The 21,465-nt window shown below is 44.7% G+C and carries 22 protein-coding genes and 2 pseudogenes; 19 read left to right on the top strand and 5 right to left on the bottom strand.

The genetic code is table 11. The features are described 5' to 3' along the window. Positions 1-4 precede the first annotated feature (4 nt). From ARA78_RS04355 to ARA78_RS04315, 10 genes and pseudogenes are all read left to right on the top strand, one after another. Positions 5-373, top strand: a complete 369-nt coding sequence (locus ARA78_RS04355; protein ID WP_055280049.1) for a NusG domain II-containing protein — start codon at positions 5-7, stop codon at positions 371-373. Next, positions 363-920, top strand: coding sequence for a Gx transporter family protein (locus tag ARA78_RS04350; RefSeq protein WP_082423603.1), 558 nt, complete (start codon positions 363-365; stop codon positions 918-920). The genes ARA78_RS04355 and ARA78_RS04350 overlap by 11 nt, the downstream gene beginning before the upstream one ends. Before the next feature lie 219 nt (positions 921-1,139). Continuing rightward, entirely contained in the window at positions 1,140-2,465 is a 1,326-nt protein-coding gene (gene rsxC / locus ARA78_RS04345) for an electron transport complex subunit RsxC (RefSeq protein ID WP_015533097.1), read from the top strand. Positions 2,466-2,477: 12 nt separating this feature from the next. After that, a pseudogene (locus ARA78_RS14530) lies at positions 2,478-3,410 on the top strand (RnfABCDGE type electron transport complex subunit D); the annotation flags it as partial. 48 nt (positions 3,411-3,458) lie between these two features. Further along, a complete protein-coding gene (locus ARA78_RS14525) occupies positions 3,459-4,103 on the top strand; it encodes an RnfABCDGE type electron transport complex subunit G (protein ID WP_334291737.1) in 645 nt (214 codons plus the stop codon). Beyond that, a pseudogene (gene rsxE / locus ARA78_RS14520) lies at positions 4,103-4,849 on the top strand (electron transport complex subunit RsxE); the annotation flags it as partial. The gene ARA78_RS14525 and the pseudogene rsxE, both read left to right, overlap by 1 nt. Positions 4,850-5,394: 545 nt before the next feature. Continuing rightward, complete coding sequence (locus ARA78_RS04330) at positions 5,395-5,967, top strand: electron transport complex protein RnfA (RefSeq protein ID WP_015533099.1); 573 nt, start codon at positions 5,395-5,397, stop codon at positions 5,965-5,967. 13 nt (positions 5,968-5,980) lie between these two features. Continuing rightward, on the top strand, positions 5,981-6,766 hold the full coding sequence (locus tag ARA78_RS04325) for an RnfABCDGE type electron transport complex subunit B (RefSeq protein ID WP_055280047.1): 786 nt from the start codon (positions 5,981-5,983) through the stop codon (positions 6,764-6,766). A 41-nt stretch (positions 6,767-6,807) separates the two neighbouring features. After that, on the top strand, positions 6,808-7,275 hold the full coding sequence (gene nrdR / locus ARA78_RS04320) for a transcriptional regulator NrdR (RefSeq protein WP_015533101.1): 468 nt from the start codon (positions 6,808-6,810) through the stop codon (positions 7,273-7,275). Then, a complete protein-coding gene (locus tag ARA78_RS04315) occupies positions 7,272-7,892 on the top strand; it encodes a YigZ family protein (RefSeq protein ID WP_015533102.1) in 621 nt (206 codons plus the stop codon). Before nrdR ends, ARA78_RS04315 begins: the two co-directional genes overlap by 4 nt. Here the strand turns inward: ARA78_RS04315 and ARA78_RS04310 are convergent. Genes ARA78_RS04310 through ARA78_RS04295 form a run of 4 tightly spaced genes read right to left on the bottom strand, consistent with a single transcriptional unit; the run spans position 7,843 to position 10,924 of the window. Further along, complete coding sequence (locus ARA78_RS04310; protein WP_055280046.1) at positions 7,843-8,832, bottom strand: ABC transporter permease; 990 nt, start codon at positions 8,830-8,832, stop codon at positions 7,843-7,845. The two genes, ARA78_RS04315 and ARA78_RS04310, sit on opposite strands and share 50 nt — an antisense overlap. Positions 8,833-8,850: 18 nt before the next feature. Beyond that, the gene (locus ARA78_RS04305) at positions 8,851-9,966 is read right to left on the bottom strand and encodes an ABC transporter permease (protein WP_082423601.1); all 1,116 of its coding nucleotides are present in this window, start codon (positions 9,964-9,966) and stop codon (positions 8,851-8,853) included. A 19-nt stretch (positions 9,967-9,985) separates the two neighbouring features. Then, entirely contained in the window at positions 9,986-10,651 is a 666-nt protein-coding gene (locus ARA78_RS04300) for an ATP-binding cassette domain-containing protein (protein ID WP_055224210.1), read from the bottom strand. Continuing rightward, a complete protein-coding gene (locus ARA78_RS04295) occupies positions 10,652-10,924 on the bottom strand; it encodes a hypothetical protein (protein WP_015533105.1) in 273 nt (90 codons plus the stop codon). A 181-nt stretch (positions 10,925-11,105) separates the two neighbouring features. Between ARA78_RS04295 and ARA78_RS04290 the strand changes: the two genes are divergently transcribed. The 3 genes from ARA78_RS04290 (at position 11,106) to yajC (ending at position 14,589) form a co-directional block, all read left to right on the top strand. Further along, on the top strand, positions 11,106-12,752 hold the full coding sequence (locus ARA78_RS04290) for a S1C family serine protease (RefSeq protein ID WP_242849654.1): 1,647 nt from the start codon (positions 11,106-11,108) through the stop codon (positions 12,750-12,752). A 309-nt stretch (positions 12,753-13,061) separates the two neighbouring features. Continuing rightward, positions 13,062-14,192, top strand: a complete 1,131-nt coding sequence (gene tgt / locus ARA78_RS04285) for a tRNA guanosine(34) transglycosylase Tgt (RefSeq protein WP_055280043.1) — start codon at positions 13,062-13,064, stop codon at positions 14,190-14,192. Between the two features lie 22 nt (positions 14,193-14,214). Beyond that, positions 14,215-14,589, top strand: a complete 375-nt coding sequence (yajC, locus tag ARA78_RS04280) for a preprotein translocase subunit YajC (protein ID WP_015533108.1) — start codon at positions 14,215-14,217, stop codon at positions 14,587-14,589. 35 nt (positions 14,590-14,624) lie between these two features. On the opposite strand, the gene ARA78_RS04275 is transcribed toward yajC, so the two are convergent. Next, a complete protein-coding gene (locus tag ARA78_RS04275; protein WP_022216212.1) occupies positions 14,625-15,542 on the bottom strand; it encodes a PHP domain-containing protein in 918 nt (305 codons plus the stop codon). Between the two features lie 356 nt (positions 15,543-15,898). On the opposite strand from ARA78_RS04275, the gene ARA78_RS04270 reads away from it, so the two are divergent. From ARA78_RS04270 to ARA78_RS04240, 6 genes are all read left to right on the top strand, one after another. Next, positions 15,899-16,600, top strand: a complete 702-nt coding sequence (locus ARA78_RS04270) for an iron-sulfur cluster assembly scaffold protein (RefSeq protein ID WP_004853825.1) — start codon at positions 15,899-15,901, stop codon at positions 16,598-16,600. A gap of 29 nt (positions 16,601-16,629) precedes the next feature. Beyond that, positions 16,630-17,640: a GGGtGRT protein gene (locus ARA78_RS04265; RefSeq protein WP_004853826.1), complete on the top strand. Its 1,011-nt coding sequence runs from the start codon at positions 16,630-16,632 to the stop codon at positions 17,638-17,640. Between the two features lie 761 nt (positions 17,641-18,401). Then, positions 18,402-18,686: a hypothetical protein gene (locus ARA78_RS04255; RefSeq protein WP_055280041.1), complete on the top strand. Its 285-nt coding sequence runs from the start codon at positions 18,402-18,404 to the stop codon at positions 18,684-18,686. Positions 18,687-19,062: 376 nt separating this feature from the next. Beyond that, a complete protein-coding gene (locus ARA78_RS04250; RefSeq protein ID WP_055144852.1) occupies positions 19,063-19,386 on the top strand; it encodes a hypothetical protein in 324 nt (107 codons plus the stop codon). A gap of 130 nt (positions 19,387-19,516) precedes the next feature. Beyond that, entirely contained in the window at positions 19,517-20,509 is a 993-nt protein-coding gene (locus tag ARA78_RS04245; RefSeq protein WP_015533112.1) for a GH25 family lysozyme, read from the top strand. A 177-nt stretch (positions 20,510-20,686) separates the two neighbouring features. Continuing rightward, positions 20,687-21,385 (top strand): zinc metallopeptidase, encoded by a 699-nt coding sequence (locus ARA78_RS04240; RefSeq protein WP_015533113.1) that lies wholly within the window; start codon positions 20,687-20,689, stop codon positions 21,383-21,385. Positions 21,386-21,465 lie beyond the last annotated feature (80 nt).

Genomic DNA, 21,465 nt, shown 5'->3' with positions numbered 1-21,465 from the left:
AGATATGGCAGGATGGTTTAGAAAAAAAGATCTGATATTGTGTGTAGTCCTTTTAGTAGCGGGAATTATATGCTGGCTTGTCATGCGGCTTGTGCTTCCGACGGGCAATACCGCGGATGTGTATATAGATGACAAACTGGTGCAGACCATAGACATGACAGTCGACGATACCTATGAGTTCAACACGGACAGGGGAAGCAACACTGTTGTGGTTGAATCTGGGAAGATCAGTGTCAGTGATGCGGACTGCCCGGATAAGGTGTGTGTGAATATGGGCTGGAAGAGCAGGAGAGGAGAGACTATAACCTGTCTTCCGCACAAGCTTGTCATAGAGATACAAGGTGGCAGGGAAAGAGATATAGATGTGCAGTAGAGATAAAAATGATCAGAAAAGTTCAGAGACGGCGGTGGATAGAATGCATGGCTGGAGTACAAAAAGGATCACATACACAGGTATGTTCGTGGCCATAGCCATGGTATTTTCCTATCTTGAATCCATGATCCCGGTGAATATAGCTGTTCCGGGAATCAAGCTGGGACTTGCAAATATGGTCACCATAGTTGTCATGTACAGGCTGAGGATATCAGATGCGTGGATAGTGTCACTGGTGAGAGTGGTGCTGTCGTCGCTGTTGTTTGGCAATATGATGGTTATGGTATACAGCATGGCGGGAGCGGTGTTGTCACTTCTGGTCATGACGCTTTGCAGGAAAAAGGATCTGTTTGGTCTCCTTGGAACGAGCATACTAGGCGGAGTGAGCCACAACGCAGGGCAAATAGCAATGGCAGCACTTCTCATGAAGAGTGGAAATATCATGTTGTATATGCCGGTGCTGTGCATATCGGGAACTATAGCCGGTGTGTGCATAGGCCTGGCGGGAACCATGCTTGTCAGAAAGCTTCCGTCCATAGAATATTAGAATGATATCCGAATGAATTTATAAATGATCACATGTAAGATACAGAAAAGACATAAGTGTCTATATCTTATATGTGATCGTTTTTTTTGCGGATAAGCAGAAGAATTTCCATATTTTAAAATGATAATATATCCCCATTTAGGTTGTTTTTGAGGGCTTAAAGCGTTATTATATAGGGAGATTTTTTTAATAAAAATATATAAGGAAAAGAGGTAGAACATGGGTTTGTTAACATTTCTGGGCGGAATTCATCCATATGAAGGCAAAGAATTGTCAATGGAAAAGCCTGTCAGAGAATACCTTCCAAAAGGTGACTGCGTGTACCCGCTGAGTCAGCATATAGGGGCACCGGCCACACCTATAGTGAAGAAGGGCGACAGAGTCCTGGTTGGTCAGAAGATTGCGGAGACCAGTGGCTTCGTGTCAGCAAATATACATTCATCCATATCGGGAAAGGTCAAGGCAATCGAGCCGAGATATGTGCCTGGTGGATCAAAGGTTGAATCAATAGTTGTAGAGAATGATGGCCTGTTTGAGGAGATCGACTTTGCAGCAAATGTAAAAGATCTGTCCACTCTGTATAGAGAGGATGTGAAGGAGATCATAAAGGAGGCCGGAATAGTAGGAATGGGCGGCGCCGGTTTCCCTGCAAATGTCAAGCTGTCCCCGAAGAACGAGGATGCGATCGACTACATAATAGTAAATGGCGCAGAGTGTGAGCCATATCTTACTTCGGATTACAGAAGGATGATGGAGGAACCGGACAAGCTGATACTGGGACTTGAGATATGTATCAATCTGTTTGATCATGCAAAGGGAATCATCGCTATAGAGGATAATAAGCCTGAGGCAATAGAACTTCTCAGGGATAAGGTAAAGGACAATGACAAGATCGAAGTCCATGTGATGAAGACCAAGTACCCTCAGGGTGCCGAGCGTCAGCTCATATATGCTAACACTGGAAGATATGTCAACTCCAAGATGCTTCCAGCGGATGCTGGATGTATAGTTCACAATGTTGATACCATCGTGTCCATATATGAGGCAGTTATAGAGGGAAGACCACTCTACACAAGGATAGTCACCATAACAGGTGATGCCATAGAGAATCCATGCAATCTTATGGTAAGGATAGGAACAAACTGTCAGGAGCTTATAGAGGCTGCGGGTGGATTTAAGGATGGTGTGGTTCCTGAGAAGGTGATCTCAGGTGGTCCTATGATGGGAAAGGCACTTTTCTCATTGGATGTTCCTGCAACCAAGGGAGTGTCGGCACTGCTGTGTATGACACATGACGAGGTGGCAGACCTTGAACCGAGCAACTGTATCAGATGCGGACGCTGTGTTGATGTGTGTCCGGGACGTATTGTTCCTTCGATGCTTGCTTCACTGGCTGAGCATGGGGATACAGAGGGATTCCTTGCTCACAACGGAATGGAGTGTTGTGAGTGTGGATGCTGTTCGTATGTGTGTCCGGCGAAGAGACATCTGACACAGACCATTGCGGGAACAAGAAAATCCATCATTGCGAATAAAAAGAAGTAGGAGGTGTACACATTGGATAATACATTTAAGATTTCGTCATCTCCACATGTCAGAGATAAACGAAGTACACAGAGCATTATGCTGGATGTGATCATTGCTTTGCTTCCGGCAACCGTATTTGGAATCATCAACTTCGAGCTGAACGCTATGATACTTATACTCACATGCGTGGTCTCATGCGTGCTGTTTGAGTGGCTGTACCAGAAGATGATGAACAGAAAAGTAACCATAGGCGATCTCAGTGCAGTTGTAACAGGACTTCTTCTTGCACTGAACCTCTCACCGGATGTACCGGTGTGGATGGCGATACTCGGAAGTGCATTTGCCATTATAATAGTTAAACAGCTCTTTGGAGGACTGGGATTCAACTTCATGAATCCAGCGCTGGGCGCAAGATGTTTCCTTCTCATATCATTTGCAGGAAGAATGACATCATTCTCGTATGATGGTGTGACAACTGCTACACCTCTTGCAGTACTCAAGAACACAGGGGATCTGGCAAATGTCAATGTACTCAATATGTTTCTTGGAAATATACCGGGAACCATAGGTGAGACATCAGTTGTATGTTTACTTGTTGGTGCGGCTTATCTTCTGATCAGAAGAGTTATAAAGCCGGTTATTCCATTTACATATATAGGAACATTTGCGGTGCTCATTATGATATATGCGGTTGCATCGGGTAGAGGTTTTGATCTTACATTCCTCGCAGCACACCTGTGCGGTGGTGGTCTGATGCTTGGAGCATTCTTTATGGCAACTGACTATGTTACATCACCTATCACACCTGCGGGTAAGGTTGTGTTTGGTGTGATACTTGGTATACTTACATTCTGTTTCAGAATATACGGAGGATCAGCAGAGGGCGTATCATATGCAATCATATTCTCCAACCTGCTTGTGCCACTCATTGAGAGATGGACACAGCCGAAGAGCTTCGGAGAGGGCGCAGAGCTTGCAGCCCAGGGTGACACAGCCGGAACAAAGTCTAAGATGGATACAAAGTCGATTGTTATAGCAACTATAGCAATCATGATAATCACAGTCATAGCAGGATTTGCACTGGCTTATGTATATAAGATCACAAAGGATCCTATAGCAGTTACAGAGCAGAAAGCAAAGGAAGAGGCATATAAGGCGGTATTCGATGATGCGGATTCGTTTGACAGCTATGCTGACTTTGATGCCGATGCGGCTGCAAAGATCCTGTCAGATGCCGGATATAACGCAGATATAGATGAGATCGTGGAAGCAAAGGGCAGCGATGGTTCAGTACTTGGATATGTTGTGACTGTCACATCACATGAGGCGTATAGTGGAGACCTTCAGCTTGCCATGGGAGTCAGAGCGGATGGAACGACAAATGGAATTTCATTCCTGTCACTCTCAGAGACTGCAGGACTTGGTATGGAGGCTGACACAGACAGCTTCAAGTCACAGTTCGCAGGCAAGAAGGTCGACAAGTTCCAGTACACCAAGTCAGGTGCCACAGTGGACGAGGAGATAGATGCCCTGTCAGGAGCTACCATCACAACAAATGCGGTTACCAATGCGGTGAATGCGGGACTTGAGTATGTGAAGTCCATAAATGGCGGTGCTGCTGATTCATCTGCAGCGTCGAACGGAGGTGACAAGTAATGGGAAAATGTACAGAGCGTTTATATAATGGTATTGTGAAAGAGAACCCGACCTTCGTACAGATGCTTGGAATGTGTCCGACACTTGCGGTTACATCATCAGCCATCAATGGCGCAGGAATGGGACTTACGACCACATGTATTCTGGTGCTCAGCAACTTCATGATCTCAGCACTCAGAAAGGTTATACCTGATAAGGTCAGAATACCATCATTTATAGTTATCATAGCTTCGTTTGTTACTATCATACAGTTTCTGCTGCAGGCGTACCTGCCATCACTCAACAGCAGCCTGGGACTGTATATACCACTTATAGTTGTAAACTGTATCATCCTTGGTCGTGCCGAGGCATATGCTTCCAAGAACAAGGTACTTCCATCTATATTTGATGGACTTGGAATGGGCCTTGGATTTACAGTTGGCCTTACACTTATAGGAATGTTCAGAGAGCTTGTCGGAAAGGGCTGTGTATTTGGATTCCAGATACTTGGAGATGGCAACTTACTTCAGAACTCATCGGGAATTATAAAGGGTATAGGCAATGCACTCAGCCTGTACACACCTATAACAATATTCGTACTTGCACCTGGTGCATTCTTCGTGCTTGCATTCATCATAGCATTTATCAACAAGAGAAATGCAAAGAAGGTAGCCGAGGCACTGGCAAATGGAGAGGAGATCCCGGCAGCATGCAGACCGGACTCATGTGCAGGCTGTATCAATGCAGCATGTTGTGGCAAGCTGGTTTCAGAGACTCCGGCTCCTGTAAAGGCAGCAGAGGCTCCGGCGAAACCTTCAGCGGATGCAAAACAGGTTAAGAAGCAGGAAGAGACACCTGCAGCGGCAGATAAGGATGCAGCAAAGAATACAGCGCCAGAGGCTGACAAGCCAGATGAGGCGAAGAAGGATGAGCCAAGACTCAGCCCATATGCACCGACCAGAGAGTCAGTCCTCGCCGACATAAAGCTTGTTCCGAATGCGACAGGAAAGATGCTTAAGGAGCATGCTGAGGAAGTTCAGCAGGAAAAGACGCCAGATGAGGAGCAGCAGACTGTTACAGAGACTCAGTCAGACAGTCAGGACAATCTCCAGAATGAGAAGTCAACAGAGCAGCCAGCAGCAGAACAGGAAGTAGCAGACAAAGTAGCAGCAGAGCAGCCATCAACGGATCAGCCGACGGAAGCAGAGCAGCCAGAACACTCTGCAGAGAACGAGCCAGCAGATTCCGACATAAAGCTCAAGGAGACAATGGCTCATATAAAGAAGAAAAAAGGAAAGGGAGGTAAGAGATAATGAATATTTTATTGTTAGCCATCGGAGCGGCACTTGTAAATAATGTTATCCTCAGCCAGTTCCTTGGACTGTGTCCTTTCCTTGGAGTGTCCAAGAGTGTCAACACAGCAACCGGAATGGGAGCAGCGGTTGTGTTCGTCATGACCATAGCTTCATTTGTCACCAGCGTTGTGTATTACGGCATACTGAGAAGATTCGGACTTGAGTACCTCAACACCATAGTGTTCATCCTTGTGATCGCAGCACTTGTACAGTTTGTTGAGATGTTCCTCAAGAAGAAGGTCAAGTCATTGTATGAATCACTTGGAGTTTACCTTCCACTGATCACGACCAACTGTGCCGTGCTTGGTATCGCTCTCTCAAATGTACAGAGCGGTTACGGTATACTTGAGAGTACCATCAACGGATGTGGCTCTGCAGTCGGATTTACTATAGCCATAGTGATACTTGCAGGAATCAGAGAGAGACTTGAGCACAGCCCTATACCTGAGGCGTTCAAGGGAACCCCTATAGTTCTCATCACATCAGGTCTTATGGCGATTGCGTTCTTCGGTTTCTCAGGATTGATATAAGGAGGGTGCGGATATGACAGGAATATTGATAGCTGTGGCAGTCGTCGCAGGCGTAGGTATTGTGATAGGTATCCTTCTGGGTGTCGCAGGAGAGAAATTTAAGGTAGAAGTAGATGAGAAAGAAATAGCAGTAAGAGAGCTCCTTCCGGGAAATAACTGCGGTGGATGTGGTTATCCGGGATGTGACGGACTGGCAGCGGCCATCGCCAAAGGTGAGATGCCGCCATCAGCGTGTCCTGTTGGAGGCGAGGCAGTGGCAGCGAAGATCAGTGAGGTCATGGGCGTGGAAAACGCTGAAAATACAAGGTATGTGGCATTTGTCAAGTGTGCAGGAGACTGCGAGAAGGCGAAGGATGTATACGAGTATGTTGGACCAAGGGACTGTAAGCTGGCACAGAACAATCCAAACAGCGGTCCTAAGGCATGTACATATGGATGTACAGGTTATGGCTCATGTAAGGCAGTATGTGAGTTCGGGGCTATTGACATTATAGATGGAATTGCGGTAATTAATAAGGAGAAGTGTAAGGCATGCGGCAAATGTGTCACAGAGTGCCCGAGACACTTGATAGAGCTGGTTCCATATGATGCAGAGAGACTTGTCAGATGTAATTCCCATGACAAGGGTCTTCAGGTCAAGGCAGCCTGCAGCACAGGATGTATCGGATGTACACTGTGTGCAAGGAACTGTGAGGCTGGAGCCATCACGATAGACAGAAACCTTGCTCACATAGATCCGGAGAAGTGTACAAATTGTGGTGCATGTAAGGCCAAGTGCCCAGTAAAGATAATATCGTAAGAAGGTTCCTCCGAAGGTGGGAGATATAAGGAGAAAATTATATGAGATGTCCATTTTGCTCAGCAGATGATACAAAGGTTATCGATTCCAGACCAGCGGAGGATGGAAGTGCGATCAGAAGAAGAAGACAGTGTGACGCCTGTGGTAAGAGATTTACCACATATGAGAAGGTGGAGACCATACCTCTCATAGTCATCAAGAAGGACAAGAACAGAGAGACTTATGACCGTTCCAAGATAGAGTCAGGTGTCATAAAGTCATGCCATAAGCGTCCGGTTTCAGCGGAAGCAGTCACAAAGTGCATAGATGACATAGAGAACACCATCTTCAACATGGAAGTGAGAGAGATAGAGAGCACGACCATAGGTGAGATAGTCATGGATAAGATCAAGGATCTTGATCAGGTAGCCTATGTAAGATTTGCATCAGTGTACAGAGAGTTCAAGGATGTGAATACATTTATGGATGAGCTGGGCAAGCTGCTCACCAGCAATTCGGAGAAGCGATGATAGAGACATACAACACGATATTACAGGAGGGGCAGGACGAGATAGTCGAGAAGAAATCACGATTCATCGGCTATGCAGTCCCTGTGTCCTCGGAGGAAGAGGCATATGCCTTTGTCGAGAAGATCAGGAAGCAGCACTATGATGCAAGGCACAACTGCTATGCATTTGCCATAGGCAGCGAGAATACATTGCTAAGATTCTCTGATGACGGAGAACCGCAGGGAACGGCTGGAAAACCCATCCTGGAGGTTATCACGGGGAATGCGGTGGTTAATATATGTATAGTGGTCACAAGGTATTTTGGTGGAACACTGCTCGGAACAGGTGGTCTTGTGAGAGCATACACCGAGGCAGCCAAGCTTGCACTGTCTGATGCGGGTATACATAAGATGCAGCTTATGAAGCTGGTGAAGATAACCACGAACTACAACGATTCGGGTAAGGTACAATATCTTCTCAGCAACAGTGATGCACTGATAGACAGTACGGATTACACTGCAGATGTGTGCTTCAATGTGGCGGTGCCGGCTGACAGCTATGGATGTCTGGTAAAGCAGATCACAGAGTCTACATCTGCGAGAGCATTGATAGAAGACTCAGGAGAAGAGTACAGATGATGATGAATGGCAGAGCTATAGTAAATATCTTATAGCGCCTGAATATCACTCTGAATATGAGTGCAGCAGCAAGGCTGATGACTGACACTGCGGCGATATGCAGCAGGACATTGAGACAGCCATTGGTGCCGGAATATATGATCAAGGATATAAAGCTGATAATGGCAGCGGGAATAATTCCCGCTGCTATATTTTTTACACAGAATCCGGCTTTTTTTCTGGAGGAGAGGATAGAGTAAGCCCCACAGTCCAGATCCCGGAGATAGTTCTGAAGTCCCATGAGAGAACACACGAACAAAGTTATGTAAACCAATATTTCCACAGGAAAATTGTTTGGCGCAATATCTGTCGATGCCGTGTATTTTCCGGTGAGTCCGCTCTCGATGGTGAAAATGTCCTCATTTTCGATATATCCCTTAAATCTATCACTGATGTATTCTGACATCTGGGTCTCGTCGTATGGGACATTTGCCAGATAACGATCCTGGAGCATACATACAGACATGTCTGCCGCATATGCATACAGGAGGGCGGCATACACGGATTCTTCGGACACAGACTGGAATGAGCTTCCATCGGTTGTATACACGGTTATGTGGCGCTTCCCGTCAGAGTGGATCATTGATTCACTGAAACCATCAGGAACCATGTACGCGGAGTCGATCCTGCCGGATGCTACATCATCCTTCATGTCTTTCAGGGATTCATAGTGCCTGAAGGTAAATCCCGTGGATGTCGATGTGAGATACGACAGGAAAGCATCCGTGTGTTCGTCAGAACTTTCAATATACACGCCGGACACGATCTCGGTGCTTTGCTTTCTGGCTGGCAGAAGGCTCACAGCGATCAGCACAGCGGGGATGACCAGCAGAACGACGATCATGGCGGGACGGCACAGTATTCTTTTTATAAGTAAGTTTATCTGTCTTATATGGTTCATAGATGTATCTCCGTAAATTTATGATAAATATATGCACAGTGTCTGCACAAGCTTATTGAGCAGCGATCCATGGCATATATACTTTGCAAAGTTTGGAAGCATGGCTTCCGGTATGAATAAGCCGCTCACATAGGCCAGTATGACAGTGACTACAGTGAGAAGCAGTGTGCAGCCGTGTATCCCTGCGGGAAGCAGACTTATGAGCAGTGTATATACCGCGACACATGTAGCTATGACGATTCCGAACAGTATCCCGCTCATGTGGATATTTACATGCAGTTCATCGATAAACAGTGATGCCAGGGCGAGAGCCATGTATACAGTTATATAAAGGATATACAGCCATATGAACATGGATATGAAATTGCTGACATTGCGTCTGACTTTGCCAATTCCCTGTGACCTGAGCTTTGTTATGTAAGAGGCTGGGAGGTCGAGCAGGAATGGGAAGAAAACAACGCTGCACAGCATCATCATGAGAAGAACCGCCGCACTTGTGTAGAAGTCGGTGGTATTTGCTGCTCTGGTTGCATTTATTTTGTCGACGGTGAAGTTGGCAGTCCTGTCAAGAACCTTAGTCATGAACATGGCATTTACATCGTTGCTGAGCGTGTCCTGAATATCCTCGGGAAGCTCCATGTTCCTTCCTATCGCCTGAACCGAATATATGGCCGCCTGGGATATGCCAAGCATGGAGGATGTGGAGCGGAAGAGGTCATTCAGCACAAATGTATCGATGGACCGGTTGTCAGAATAGTATACCTCGACAGGTGTGTTCGTTCCGTCCATGATGTCGCTTATGATATTGTCAGGGACATAGATCACAGCGAACAGGTCTCCGTCAGAGAGCCTTGAAAGGGCTGTATCCTTGTCTGAAAATTCTGTGAATACACATGATGAGCGGTAGCTGTCCATATCAGATATCGTGTTGTATGCCATTTGTGCGAATTTTGAATCTGCACTCATCACGATTCCGATTGAAAGTGGTTCGGAGCGGTCATCAGAGTAGATAAAAGAGTTCGCGTTTAACGCAAGACACAGGAAAACCGTCATCATGACAAATGCTGCGACTACCATGTATATTCCATAATGAGCTATTCTTTTCAAATCAGTTCGTATAAGTCGGTAAAACATAAAACTCCTTTAGATAAAGCTATGATCTGATCAGATTGATGTAGGTTTCAGGTGAGGTGTATCCGGGTGAGATATTTCTGTCTATGGCCAGTTGGATGTGTCCATTTTTCAGTGTGTATATCTTGTTGCATATATCCAGCGCAGATGTCTCATGTGTGGCGATTATGACACTTCCTCCATGTGATATGTAATTCTGGAGATAGCTCAGTATCCCGTTCTTGCATAGAAGATCAAGCGAGGCCAGAGGTTCATCGAGAAGAAGCAGATCCGGGTCAGACATCATCGTGATGGCAAGGCTTAGCCTCTTCTTCATTCCACCGGAGAGCTTTGAGACTCGTTTGTCCAGAAATGAATCCACACCGAGAGACTGACATATGCTCATATTGTGGGAGTTCATGACTGTTTTCCTGCTTCCGGGGTGCCACAGTCTGATGTTGTCAATGGCTGTGAGTTCCGGTATGAGTGGATTGTCCTGTGGGAGCAGAGCAGCATTTGCCTGACAGTCGAAACCGAAGCACCCTGAGTCTGGCTTTATGTTTCTGGATAGTATTCCCAGCAGGGTGGATTTACCCGATCCGTTGATTCCCAGAAGGGCGATGCATTCACCCGGGGATACGGACAGTGACACATCTGTCAGAACTTTATTTTTGCCGTAGCTTTTGCTCACTGAAGAGACAGAAAACATCTAGTATTCCTCCTCTATTACCTGAAAATCAAGGTAGTCAAAATCTATATCCTCCACAAAGTTATCCGCTGTGAATCTGGTTCTGGCGTGGTGGATAAACTCATCCTTATTCTTCTTAAGCCACACCGGCTTTGCCAGGTCAAACTCGTAGCACATATCCTCAAGGGCCTTGTATACCTTGTGGGTACGCGTCATCTCGTAGTCGGATATGCATATCACGGTATCCTTCATGAGGTGGTTATCTTTTATAAGTTTTCCCCATACTCTAAACATATATTATCCTCCATAAGGGTTATTTGAGATCGTACCTGACTAGTATATAACATTTGTGCACAGAATTAAAACAATAAAGACACAAATATGACACATTTACTGCGTATAGTAACAACTGTAAGAAAGAGAAAGGTACCGATTACAGGAATTAAGATAATAAAGATGCGAAAGGATGATAGAGATGGAACAGGAAAACAAGAACCAGATGAATGGAAATAGTGGTCAGGCACCACAGCAGGATGGTCTGTATCATTACAGCTATATGAACAATAGAGGAGATTCAAGATTTGACAGACCTTCAACAAATGCTTCACAGCAGACACAGAATGTTCAGGACGCACAGTCAGCGCAGAACAATCAGACAGCCGGTGTACATGGCTCAGCACAGAACGCTCAGACTGCCGGCGCACAGAGTTCATCGCAGAATGCTCAAACAGTCGGTACACAGAACGCTTCATATTCAGGTTTTCAGAGAAATGTAAATGGCATGGAAGCATGGTATGACAGCCAGAGAATGAATCAGGGTTATCAGAATCAGGCAGGCAATCCAATGAACAATATGGGAACAGGAAAGCCTTCAGATAACAATATGAGACAGAAGAAGGCAAAAGATAAGAAGCCAAAGAACAGGAAGAGCGGATTTGGCAAGAAGGCAGCAGGTGTGGTTGCAGCGGCTGTTGTATTCGGACTTGTGGCAGGCGTTGTATTCCAGGGGGTCAGATATGGATCGGATAAGCTTCTCGGCAAAGATTCGCAGACCACAACAGAGCAGAGTGCTGAGGGTTCAACAGAGAACAATGCACCACAGCTCAAGCAGGCATCATCAGACACGACAAGTACAGTGTACGATGTGTCAACGGTTGCCAAGAAGGTTATGCCTTCCATCGTATCGATCACAGGAACATACGTAACAACATATGATTACTGGTTCAATTCATATCAGCAGGAGTCAACAGGAGCCGGTTCAGGTATCATCATCGGCAAGGATGACCAGTACCTGTATCTTGCAACTAATTATCATGTGGTACAGAATGCTAAGTCACTGTCAGTTACATTTGTCGATGACAAGAGTGCAGATGCGGTGGTAAAGGGATACGTTGAGAACAATGATATAGCAGTTGTCACAGTTAAGCTTTCGGACATATCGGATGACACTTTGAATGAGATAAAGGAGATTCAGGTAGGTTCATCGGATGATCTTGCAGTTGGTGATCCGTGCGTGGCAATCGGAAATGCACTTGGATATGGACAGTCAGTTACAGTTGGATATATAAGCGCACTTAACAGAGAGATAAGTGCTTCAGATGAGACAGTAAAGGTACTTCAGACAGATGCAGCCATCAACCCTGGTAACAGTGGTGGTGCCCTTGTCAACATGCAGGGCGAGCTGATCGGTATCAACACAGCCAAGTATTCAGATACAAGCGTTGAGGGTATGGGCTATGCACTTCCTATATCAGATGTACAGGATATAATCAATGATCTGATAGCAGGCAAGAATGTGTCAAATGATGGAACAACATCAGGACAGGCTTACCTCGGTATATCTGCCCAGACCATCACAAGCCAGTACGCACAACTCCTGAACATGCCTGAGGGTGTATATATCTCATCAGTTGAGCAGGGTTCAGCAGCAGAGGAGTGTGGACTCCAGTCAGGAGATATCATTTGCAGCCTTGACGGTGAGGACATAGCAGATATGGAGACATTCCACGACAAGATCGTGGCCTGCAATCCTGGCGATAAGGTAACTATCGTATACTACAGAAACAACAATGGTAACTACGAGAAGCAGACTGCTACAGCTACGCTGAAGGAGAAGCAGTGATAAGTCAGATAATTCAGTGGTGATTTAGCACGGAGCTAACAGAACTGAAAGCCTATAGATTGATATAATGGCACCTGTAAGTGAAATTACAGGTGCCGTTTTGTATGTAAGATATGTGGCTGTCAAAATTGTAATCTGCCTGCATTGTATCGGAAGTCCTCGTATTCATCCGGTATGCGGTCAAGTTCGGCGGAAATGCCTGTGGATTGTAAATTTGCTTGCAAATATACTTTAAATGGTGCATTATAAAGAGTGCGCTTAAGTATAGCGTAAGATTCGGAAGAATGAAAAAGAAAGGTTTACATAACAATGTACAAAATACTTTGTAAGGATGGAAGGGCAAAGAGAGCTGAATTTCAGACTGTTCACGGAACAGTGCAGACACCTCTGTTCATGAATGTTGGAACGGCAGCAGCCATAAAGGGAGCTGTGGCAACAACGGATCTCAAGGACATAGGATGTCAGATCGAGCTGTCAAATACATATCATCTCCATGTGAGACCTGGGGATAAGATAGTCAAGCAGATGGGCGGTTTACATAAGTTTATGTACTGGGACAGACCGATACTCACTGATTCAGGCGGATTCCAGGTATTCTCCCTGGCGGGACTCAGGAAGATCAAGGAGGAGGGCGTAACCTTCAATTCCCATGTCGATGGACGCAAGATATTCATGGGACCTGAGGAGAGCATGCAGATACAGTCGAATCTGGCATCGACAATAGCCATGGCATTTGACGAGTGTGCCCCTGCACTGGCTGACAGACAGTACGTGGAGAATTCTGTTGCGAGAACAGCCAGATGGCTTGTCAGATGTAAGAATGAGATGGAGAGACTTAACAGTCTGCCGGATACGATCAACAAGAATCAGCTATTGTTTGGAATCAATCAGGGTGCCATATACGAGGATATCAGAATAGATCACGCCAAGAGAATCAGCGAGCTTGATCTTCCGGGATATGCCATAGGAGGACTTGCAGTAGGAGAGACAGCAGAGCAGATGTACCACATACTCGATGTGACCGTTCCGTATCTGCCTGAGGACAGACCGACATACCTCATGGGTGTTGGAACCCCTGCAAATATACTTGAGGCGGTCGACAGAGGTGTTGATTTCTTCGATTGCGTATATCCATCCAGAAATGGACGACACGCCCATGTGTACACGAAGCATGGCAAGATGAATCTCAAGAATGCGAGATTTGAGACAGACGACAGACCTATAGAGGAGGGCTGCGGATGCCCTGCATGCCAGCACTACAGCAGAGCGTACATCAGACACCTGCTCAAGGCAAATGAAATGCTCGGTATGAGATTTTGCGTCTTGCATAATTTGTATTTTTATAATAATATGATGAAAGACATCAGAGAGGCTATAGAAGAAGGAAGATATCAGTCATATAAGAAATCGATGCTTGAGAGCCTTGCTGGTGGAGAATAGTAATCAAAAAGGAGATCAGAGAATGAATTCACTTTCAACAATTTTATCATCGTCAACAGGAACACAGGCCAGTGGCGGTTCATCAGTTATGTTTATTGTTGTATATATTGCCATATTTGCTGCAATCATTTACTTCATGATGATCAGACCACAGAAGAAGCAGAAGGCCAAGACAGACCAGATGCTTTCACAGATGGAGCCTGGTGATAATATCATGACAACCAGTGGTTTCTACGGAACCATCCTTGATGTGGTTGATGATTCAACTATCATCGTAGAGTTTGGTAACAACAAGAACTGTCGTATACCGATGCACAAGAGCGCTGTTGCAGAGCTTGAGAAGCAGGGATCATCAACAGTCACAGATGATGATAAGGATAAGAAGTCAAAGATATAATAAAGGTATCATCAGAGTAAATAAAAAAGCGGTCATTATACAGTGACCGCTTTTTTTATATCCTGAAATACAGCTTCCGTGATCCGAAGGCCGCCCCTTCCGGTTCCTACGGATATGTCGGGTTTGGCTGCGCCGTGGAAGTCGGAACCTCCTGATATGAGGAGCCCGTGTTTTCTGGCGATCTCCCTAAGCCTTCCGGATTCATAGGCATTGTTGGAAGAGTGGTAGACCTCAAGCCCTGAAAGGCCATATGGCTTCAGTTCTTCAAGCATGTCCTCTATCTGTTTATATCCAAATCCGTATATGAGGGGATGGGCGATGAAGGCAGCCTTGCCGTAGGTTCTTATGAGTCTTATGGCATCGGCGGCCGGTATGTCTGGTGTTGGAATGTAATATTTGCATTTCTTGCCCAGATACTTTTTGAACGCCTGGTTCATGTCCCTGCATACGCCTTCGGCTATGAGAATTCTGGCAAAATGAGCTCTTGTGACGACAGTATCAGGATTGCCATGCTGCAGCTTCTCCATGGTCATGTCTATTCCGTCGGCGCGGAATCTCTCACACATCTGCTCGTTTCGGTCGTATCTGGCCTGTTTGATGGCGGCAAGACGGGAGATGAGCTCAGGGTTCTTGTAGTCCATATAGAAGCCCAGAATGTGGATCTCCACACCGTTGTAGATGGCGGACATCTCTATGCCGGGAACTACCTCGATATGATGGTCACTGCTGTCAGAAAAGCCAGAGCAGTTGGTGGAATCACTGTTCTGGATCGGCGGAAGAGTGCTGTTCCAGTTATCTGCATATGTGATTGCATCTGCTACGCCATCCACTGTGTCGTGGTCGGTTATGGCGATCGCTGCAAGATTCCTGTCAATGGCAAGCTGGCACACCTCTGATGGGGTGCAGGAGCCGTCGGAAGCGGTGGTGTGAAGGTGCATATCTATAAATCTCATGTTGAAAACCTCCGTTTTTATTTTTTATATCATGTATCTGAGCAGCGCCTGAAGCGGCGCATGTCTGGGTTGAATGTGCTCTGACAGAAGTATTGTATATCAGATAAATACATATATTCAAGTGAATATGGTTACGGTCAAATGATATAAGCGGACATATGAACCCTGACAACTGTGCCTTGTTAAAAACTTTCTCAATAAGGCGCGCTGTACTTGATAAAGTACACGCAAATGCGACAAAAATTTTCAATAAGCTATGGACTTCATAACTGTTTTGTGAGAAAATACCACTGATGGTTTGAATTAGAGAATTCGGAACCGCTTTTAAGAATTCATATTTTGAAAGGAGTTTCACAATGATTTACACTAAGGAAGTTGAAAACATGTGCCCTGTAGCAAAGGGTGCAAAGCATGAGCCAGCTCCTATCCCAGAAGAAGGAAAGTGGGTTTACTCAAAGGAAATCAAAGACATCTCTGGTTTTACACATGGTGTAGGCTGGTGTGCACCACAGCAGGGTGCCTGCAAGCTTTCACTTAACGTAAAAGAGGGTGTTATCGAGGAGGCTCTTGTCGAGACTATTGGATGTTCAGGTATGACACATTCAGCAGCTATGGCAGCTGAGATTCTTCAGGGTAAGACAATCCTTGAGGCTCTCAACACTGACCTTGTGTGCGATGCTATCAATACAGCAATGAGAGAGTTATTCCTTCAGATCGTATACGGACGTACACAGAGTGCATTCTCAGATGACGGACTTGCAGTTGGTGCCGGACTTGAGGATCTTGGAAAGGGTCTTCGTTCACAGGTTGGTACAATGTATGCAACAAAGGCTAAGGGTGTTCGTTACCTTGAGATGGCAGAGGGCTATGTAACAGGAATAGCACTTGATGCAGATGACGAAGTTATCGGATATCAGTTCGTTTCTCTTGGAAAGATGACTGACTTTATCAAGAAGGGTGATGACCCTAACACAGCTTGGGAGAAGGCTTCAGGTTCATACGGACGTGTTAAGCCAGAGCAGGGCGCTGTTAAGATCATCGATCCACGTAAAGAGTAGTCGGAAATAGAGGAAAGGAGAACGAGACAATGGCATTATTTGAATCATATGAAAGAAGAATAGACCAGATAAACGCTGTACTTAACAGCTATGGAATCAGCTCAATCGAAGAAGCTGAGAAGATCACAAAGGACGCTGGACTTGACGTTTACAATCAGGTAAAGGGTATTCAGCCAATTTGTTTTGAGAATGCTTGCTGGGCATATACAGTAGGTGCAGCAATCGCAATCAAGAAGGGATGCAGAAAGGCAGCAGACGCAGCAGCAGCTATCGGCGAGGGTCTTCAGGCATTCTGTATACCAGGTTCTGTTGCAGATCATCGTAAGGTTGGTCTTGGACATGGTAACCTTGGTAAGATGTTACTTGAGGAGGAGACAGAGTGCTTCTGTTTCTTAGCAGGTCATGAGTCATTTGCAGCAGCTGAGGGTGCTATCGGTATCGCTGAGAAGGCTAACAAGGTTCGTAAAAAACCTCTTAGAGTTATCCTTAACGGTCTTGGTAAGGATGCAGCTCAGATCATCTCAAGAATCAATGGATTTACATATGTTGAGACAAAGTATGACTACAAGAAGGCTGAGCTCAATGTAGTATACGAGAAGGCATATTCAGATGGTATCCGTGCAACAGTTAAGTGCTACGGCGCTGACGATGTTCAGGAAGGTGTTGCTATCATGCACAAGGAGAACGTTGGTGTATCTATTACAGGTAACTCAACAAACCCTACACGTTTCCAGCATCCAGTTGCAGGTACATACAAGAAGGAGTGTATCGAGCAGGGTAAGAAGTACTTCTCAGTAGCATCAGGCGGTGGTACAGGACGTACACTTCACCCAGATAACATGGCAGCAGGTCCTGCTTCATACGGTATGACAGATACTCTCGGACGTATGCACAGTGATGCACAGTTCGCTGGTTCATCATCAGTTCCTGCACACGTAGAGATGATGGGACTTATCGGTATGGGTAACAACCCTATGGTTGGTGCTACAGTTGCTGTAGCTGTTTCCGTAGAGGAAGCTGCTAACGCTGGTAAGTTCTAAATAAAAACCTAGTATTTAAACGATTTAGAGGGCTTTTAGAGAGATCTAAAGGCTCTCTATTTTTTTGATTTTTAAATTCTTTGAAGGTTGAAATCAATTTTGATGAATACAAATTTGGCATGCTTGTATATTATGATGATGACAGCCATACATATGAAATATTGCTTTGATATTCAGCATTAGTTGGAAAACGGGAGTTGCTAAGGAATTTTACAGCAACTCTTTTGTTTTATTTTGTCAAGACTTGTTTTATATTTATTCGGTATTATAATTGCCTTACATATCAAATGGAAGGGGTGATTAAAATGGATAGAACTATAGTAGTAGAATATTTTGATGGCGAGAAGAAAGTAAAAAAAGTTATAATTTTAAAATAATCTCGCGAAAAATTGCCTTATACGCGCATTTGTGAAAATCTATTGACTTATGGTTGATTTAGGGCTAAAGTGTGGCTACCAATCGGAAGAAAAAACAGTAGGCAGCAATATAGATTGACACATAAAATATTTGACAGCACATTTAAAAAGATACTTACGCACTCCTGAGAATATAGCGTCGTTGAAAAGCCTCATAAAAACAGATATAATGGGTAGCATAGATAAGAATATTGAACTTGGAAATATAACACTTGAGGATGGGCACAGCTTTATGGCAACTCGGAAAGAGGTTGAATTAATATCCCGATTTCAGAGAAAAGGCCTATATCAATGAATTCTGAGAATTATATATAAGACATTTGAAATAAACAAGGAGGGCATGAGATGGGCATTTATTTTAATCCAAGTAATGACAGTTTTACAAAGGACAAGAATAGTGAATTGTATCTTGATAAGACAGGTCTGCTTGAATATCTGAACAGAGTTATATGTACAAATGCTAATTGTATCAGTGTCAGTCATGCCAGACGATTTGGTAAGTCCCATGCGGCATTTGATCGTGCACTTCAGAATTTTATTTTTGACAAACGTCAAAAATATTGTATAATATACTTAACAAGACAGCCGAGCGATAGATACGTCCTATCCGTCCGGCAAAAACCATTTTAAGATGAAACACCTCATAGCTTAGTCGGCTGAGGTGTTTTTCTTATTTTCTATGATTCAGAATTGTCACAATAAGTATCGCAACGGTTAATATAACCATGAATTCCTCATATGTACTCATAAGGCACCACTCCCTTCCAAGACTCGAACGGATATGGTGTAACACCCCTCGGCTGCCCGGTTAAATACATTATTCTATTTTCATACAGAAGTAATTTTGATATATATACATTTTGGAGATTCCTATATAACGTAAAACACCTCGCATTAACGCGAGGTTGGATTTAAAAAGAGATTTAAGAACACAATAATATTTTATAACCACATACCACCTTCCGGAATACATTAAACTATATCATGGACAAGGAGGTGAATACGCATGGACAGATTTGCGGTTTGTCTAGTGATGGTGGCTGTTCTTTGTACTTTGATATCGATAATAACGGAATTTACGAAAGAGGTAGGAGTGCTGAAGAAGATCCCTACCTCTTTTCAGGTTCTGATCACCAGTGTCATTGTGTGTGAGGTGGGACTTTTTGTTGGACTATCATTTTATCACATAGCATTTGTGTGGTATTATCCTGTGGCTGCGTTTTTCGGGGCATTTGTCATTGCGATTTTATGTACCCGGGGATGGGACTACCTGATATCGATATTCAAGCGGTTTTACAATGGCGGAGATAAGGAAAAGTGGCATGAATAAAGGCGTCATGACAGTGGCACATGTAATACGAGACAGATAAGTATAAGTTCGGAATAATGATCCTAAGATTGTCTCCTGATTCAATGTCTGGAATATTATATACAGACAAAGAAATTCAGGAGACAATTTTATGGCTTCTAATAAGGTTCCATTAAAGGGCTACATGGATGGTATAGATATATCAGCGTGGCAGGATACTATAGATATAACCAAGGTGCCTTGTGACTTTGTGATAGTGAAAGCTACGGAGGGCACGGACTACAAGAACAGGTATTTTGCAAAGCACTGTGACCAGGCGATGAAAGCGGGAAAACTCCTGGGGGCATTCCATTATGCAAATGGTGGCGATCCCCACAGTGAGGCTGAGTATTTCCTTGCATACAGTAAGAAATATGTGGGCAAAGCCATACTCGTGCTTGACTGGGAGGGGCAGAACAACCCACAGTTTGGCAGAAGTGACAGGGCATGGTGCAAGGAGTGGTGTGATTATGTGTACAGAAAAACCAGGGTAAAACCGCTGATATATATTCAGAAGAGTGCCATGGAAAATGTCAAAAATCTTGGCTACAGGCTGTGGGTCGCTCAGTATCCTGATTATGAGCAGACTGGATATCAGGAGCATCCGTGGAATGAGGGGCAGTATGATTGTTCTATCAGGCAATACACTTCTGTAGGCCGGCTTCCGGGGTATGAAGGAAATCTTGACCTGAACAAGTCTTATATAGACAAAGCGACATGGAGAAAATGTGCTGCGATAAAGACTGGCAGTGATAAGGGAAAAACGAAAGGGAAAGGCTCTGACAGCAATAGCGGGAAAAGTAATTATAAGAATAGAAAAAAGAAAAGCATAGATGTGATCGCGAAAGAAGTCATAGCGGGCAGATGGGGGAACGGCGAGGATCGAAAAAAGAGATTAAAAACGGCGGGATATGATTACGATAAAGTTCAGGAGAAGGTGAACGCTATAGTGAAATTCTCACAGAAGAAATCGATAGATGTGATAGCCAGAGAGGTCATAGCCGGCGACTGGGGAAATGGCGATGACAGAAAGAACAGGCTGAAGAAGGCAGGGTATGATCATGTCAAGGTGCAGAATAAGGTAAATGAGATGCTTGGCAGATAGCTGCAGGTAAATGACATAAGAAAAATGGCAGGAGAACGAAGTATAAAATTAGTTCCGGCAAAAATGAAATTTATATGAAGTATCATCCATACCTGTTGACGAAGCGCAATATATACTATAGGATAGTGGAAAACAAAAGCCCCCGTCAGGGATACATGAAAGGGAAAGGTGATATATATGCCATATTATGGATTTTATTTTGACCCAACATATCTGTTGGTTCTCATAGGCGTGGTGCTCTGCATGATAGCATCGGCAAGAGTCAAGACCACATACAAGAAGTATGAGAAGGTGGGATCGCGGTCAGGCTACACAGCGGACCAGGTCGCATACATGATACTCAGGAATGCGGGGATAACGGATGTGTCAATACATCACATCTCAGGAGATCTGACTGATAATTACAATCCTAAGGAGCATACGCTCAATCTGTCGGACAGCGTGTATGGTTCCAGATCCATCGCAGCGATAGGCGTGGCAGCCCATGAGTGCGGACATGCCATACAGCATGCAAATGCATATGCACCGCTCACCATCAGGTCAGCCATCATTCCAGCGGCAAATATAGGCTCAGCCATATCATGGCCGCTCATACTTATAGGACTTCTCATTCCGAGGGTTGATTACCTTATAACACTCGGAATCATACTGTTCTCACTGGTTGTTGTCCTACAGTTTGTGACACTTCCGGTGGAGTTCAATGCATCGAGAAGAGCAATGGCGATACTGGAGGGCAGCGGATATCTCTATCCGGATGAACTCAAGGGTGCAAGAAGTGTACTCACAGCGGCAGCTATGACATATGTGGCAGCCATGGTATCAGCATCACTTCAGTTGCTCAGACTTGTATTATTGTTTGGCAACAGGAGAAGATAGCGGAATTATAACAGAAAATATAAAAATGCATAAAAAAGTCTTGTGAATTTGTTGATAGTATTTGCAACTTTGCTATGGTA

The organism is Coprococcus eutactus (assembly GCF_001404675.1).
GTDB classification, from domain to species: domain Bacteria; phylum Bacillota; class Clostridia; order Lachnospirales; family Lachnospiraceae; genus Coprococcus; species Coprococcus aceti.
The sequence above is the reverse complement of the archived record's forward strand: the minus strand, read 5'-3'. Positions and strand labels throughout refer to the sequence as shown.

Coding starts and splice junctions, on each gene's coding strand:
- ARA78_RS04355 (WP_055280049.1), top strand. CDS start 5: ATGGCAGGATGGTTTAGAAAAAAAGATCTGATATTGTGTGTAGTCCTT.
- ARA78_RS04350 (WP_082423603.1), top strand. CDS start 363: ATGTGCAGTAGAGATAAAAATGATCAGAAAAGTTCAGAGACGGCGGTG.
- rsxC (WP_015533097.1), top strand. CDS start 1,140: ATGGGTTTGTTAACATTTCTGGGCGGAATTCATCCATATGAAGGCAAA.
- ARA78_RS14525 (WP_334291737.1), top strand. CDS start 3,459: ATGGATACAAAGTCGATTGTTATAGCAACTATAGCAATCATGATAATC.
- ARA78_RS04330 (WP_015533099.1), top strand. CDS start 5,395: ATGAATATTTTATTGTTAGCCATCGGAGCGGCACTTGTAAATAATGTT.
- ARA78_RS04325 (WP_055280047.1), top strand. CDS start 5,981: ATGACAGGAATATTGATAGCTGTGGCAGTCGTCGCAGGCGTAGGTATT.
- nrdR (WP_015533101.1), top strand. CDS start 6,808: ATGAGATGTCCATTTTGCTCAGCAGATGATACAAAGGTTATCGATTCC.
- ARA78_RS04315 (WP_015533102.1), top strand. CDS start 7,272: ATGATAGAGACATACAACACGATATTACAGGAGGGGCAGGACGAGATA.
- ARA78_RS04310 (WP_055280046.1), bottom strand. CDS start 8,832: ATGAACCATATAAGACAGATAAACTTACTTATAAAAAGAATACTGTGC.
- ARA78_RS04305 (WP_082423601.1), bottom strand. CDS start 9,966: ATGTTTTACCGACTTATACGAACTGATTTGAAAAGAATAGCTCATTAT.
- ARA78_RS04300 (WP_055224210.1), bottom strand. CDS start 10,651: ATGTTTTCTGTCTCTTCAGTGAGCAAAAGCTACGGCAAAAATAAAGTT.
- ARA78_RS04295 (WP_015533105.1), bottom strand. CDS start 10,924: ATGTTTAGAGTATGGGGAAAACTTATAAAAGATAACCACCTCATGAAG.
- ARA78_RS04290 (WP_242849654.1), top strand. CDS start 11,106: ATGGAACAGGAAAACAAGAACCAGATGAATGGAAATAGTGGTCAGGCA.
- tgt (WP_055280043.1), top strand. CDS start 13,062: ATGTACAAAATACTTTGTAAGGATGGAAGGGCAAAGAGAGCTGAATTT.
- yajC (WP_015533108.1), top strand. CDS start 14,215: ATGAATTCACTTTCAACAATTTTATCATCGTCAACAGGAACACAGGCC.
- ARA78_RS04275 (WP_022216212.1), bottom strand. CDS start 15,542: ATGAGATTTATAGATATGCACCTTCACACCACCGCTTCCGACGGCTCC.
- ARA78_RS04270 (WP_004853825.1), top strand. CDS start 15,899: ATGATTTACACTAAGGAAGTTGAAAACATGTGCCCTGTAGCAAAGGGT.
- ARA78_RS04265 (WP_004853826.1), top strand. CDS start 16,630: ATGGCATTATTTGAATCATATGAAAGAAGAATAGACCAGATAAACGCT.
- ARA78_RS04255 (WP_055280041.1), top strand. CDS start 18,402: ATGGGCATTTATTTTAATCCAAGTAATGACAGTTTTACAAAGGACAAG.
- ARA78_RS04250 (WP_055144852.1), top strand. CDS start 19,063: ATGGACAGATTTGCGGTTTGTCTAGTGATGGTGGCTGTTCTTTGTACT.
- ARA78_RS04245 (WP_015533112.1), top strand. CDS start 19,517: ATGGCTTCTAATAAGGTTCCATTAAAGGGCTACATGGATGGTATAGAT.
- ARA78_RS04240 (WP_015533113.1), top strand. CDS start 20,687: ATGCCATATTATGGATTTTATTTTGACCCAACATATCTGTTGGTTCTC.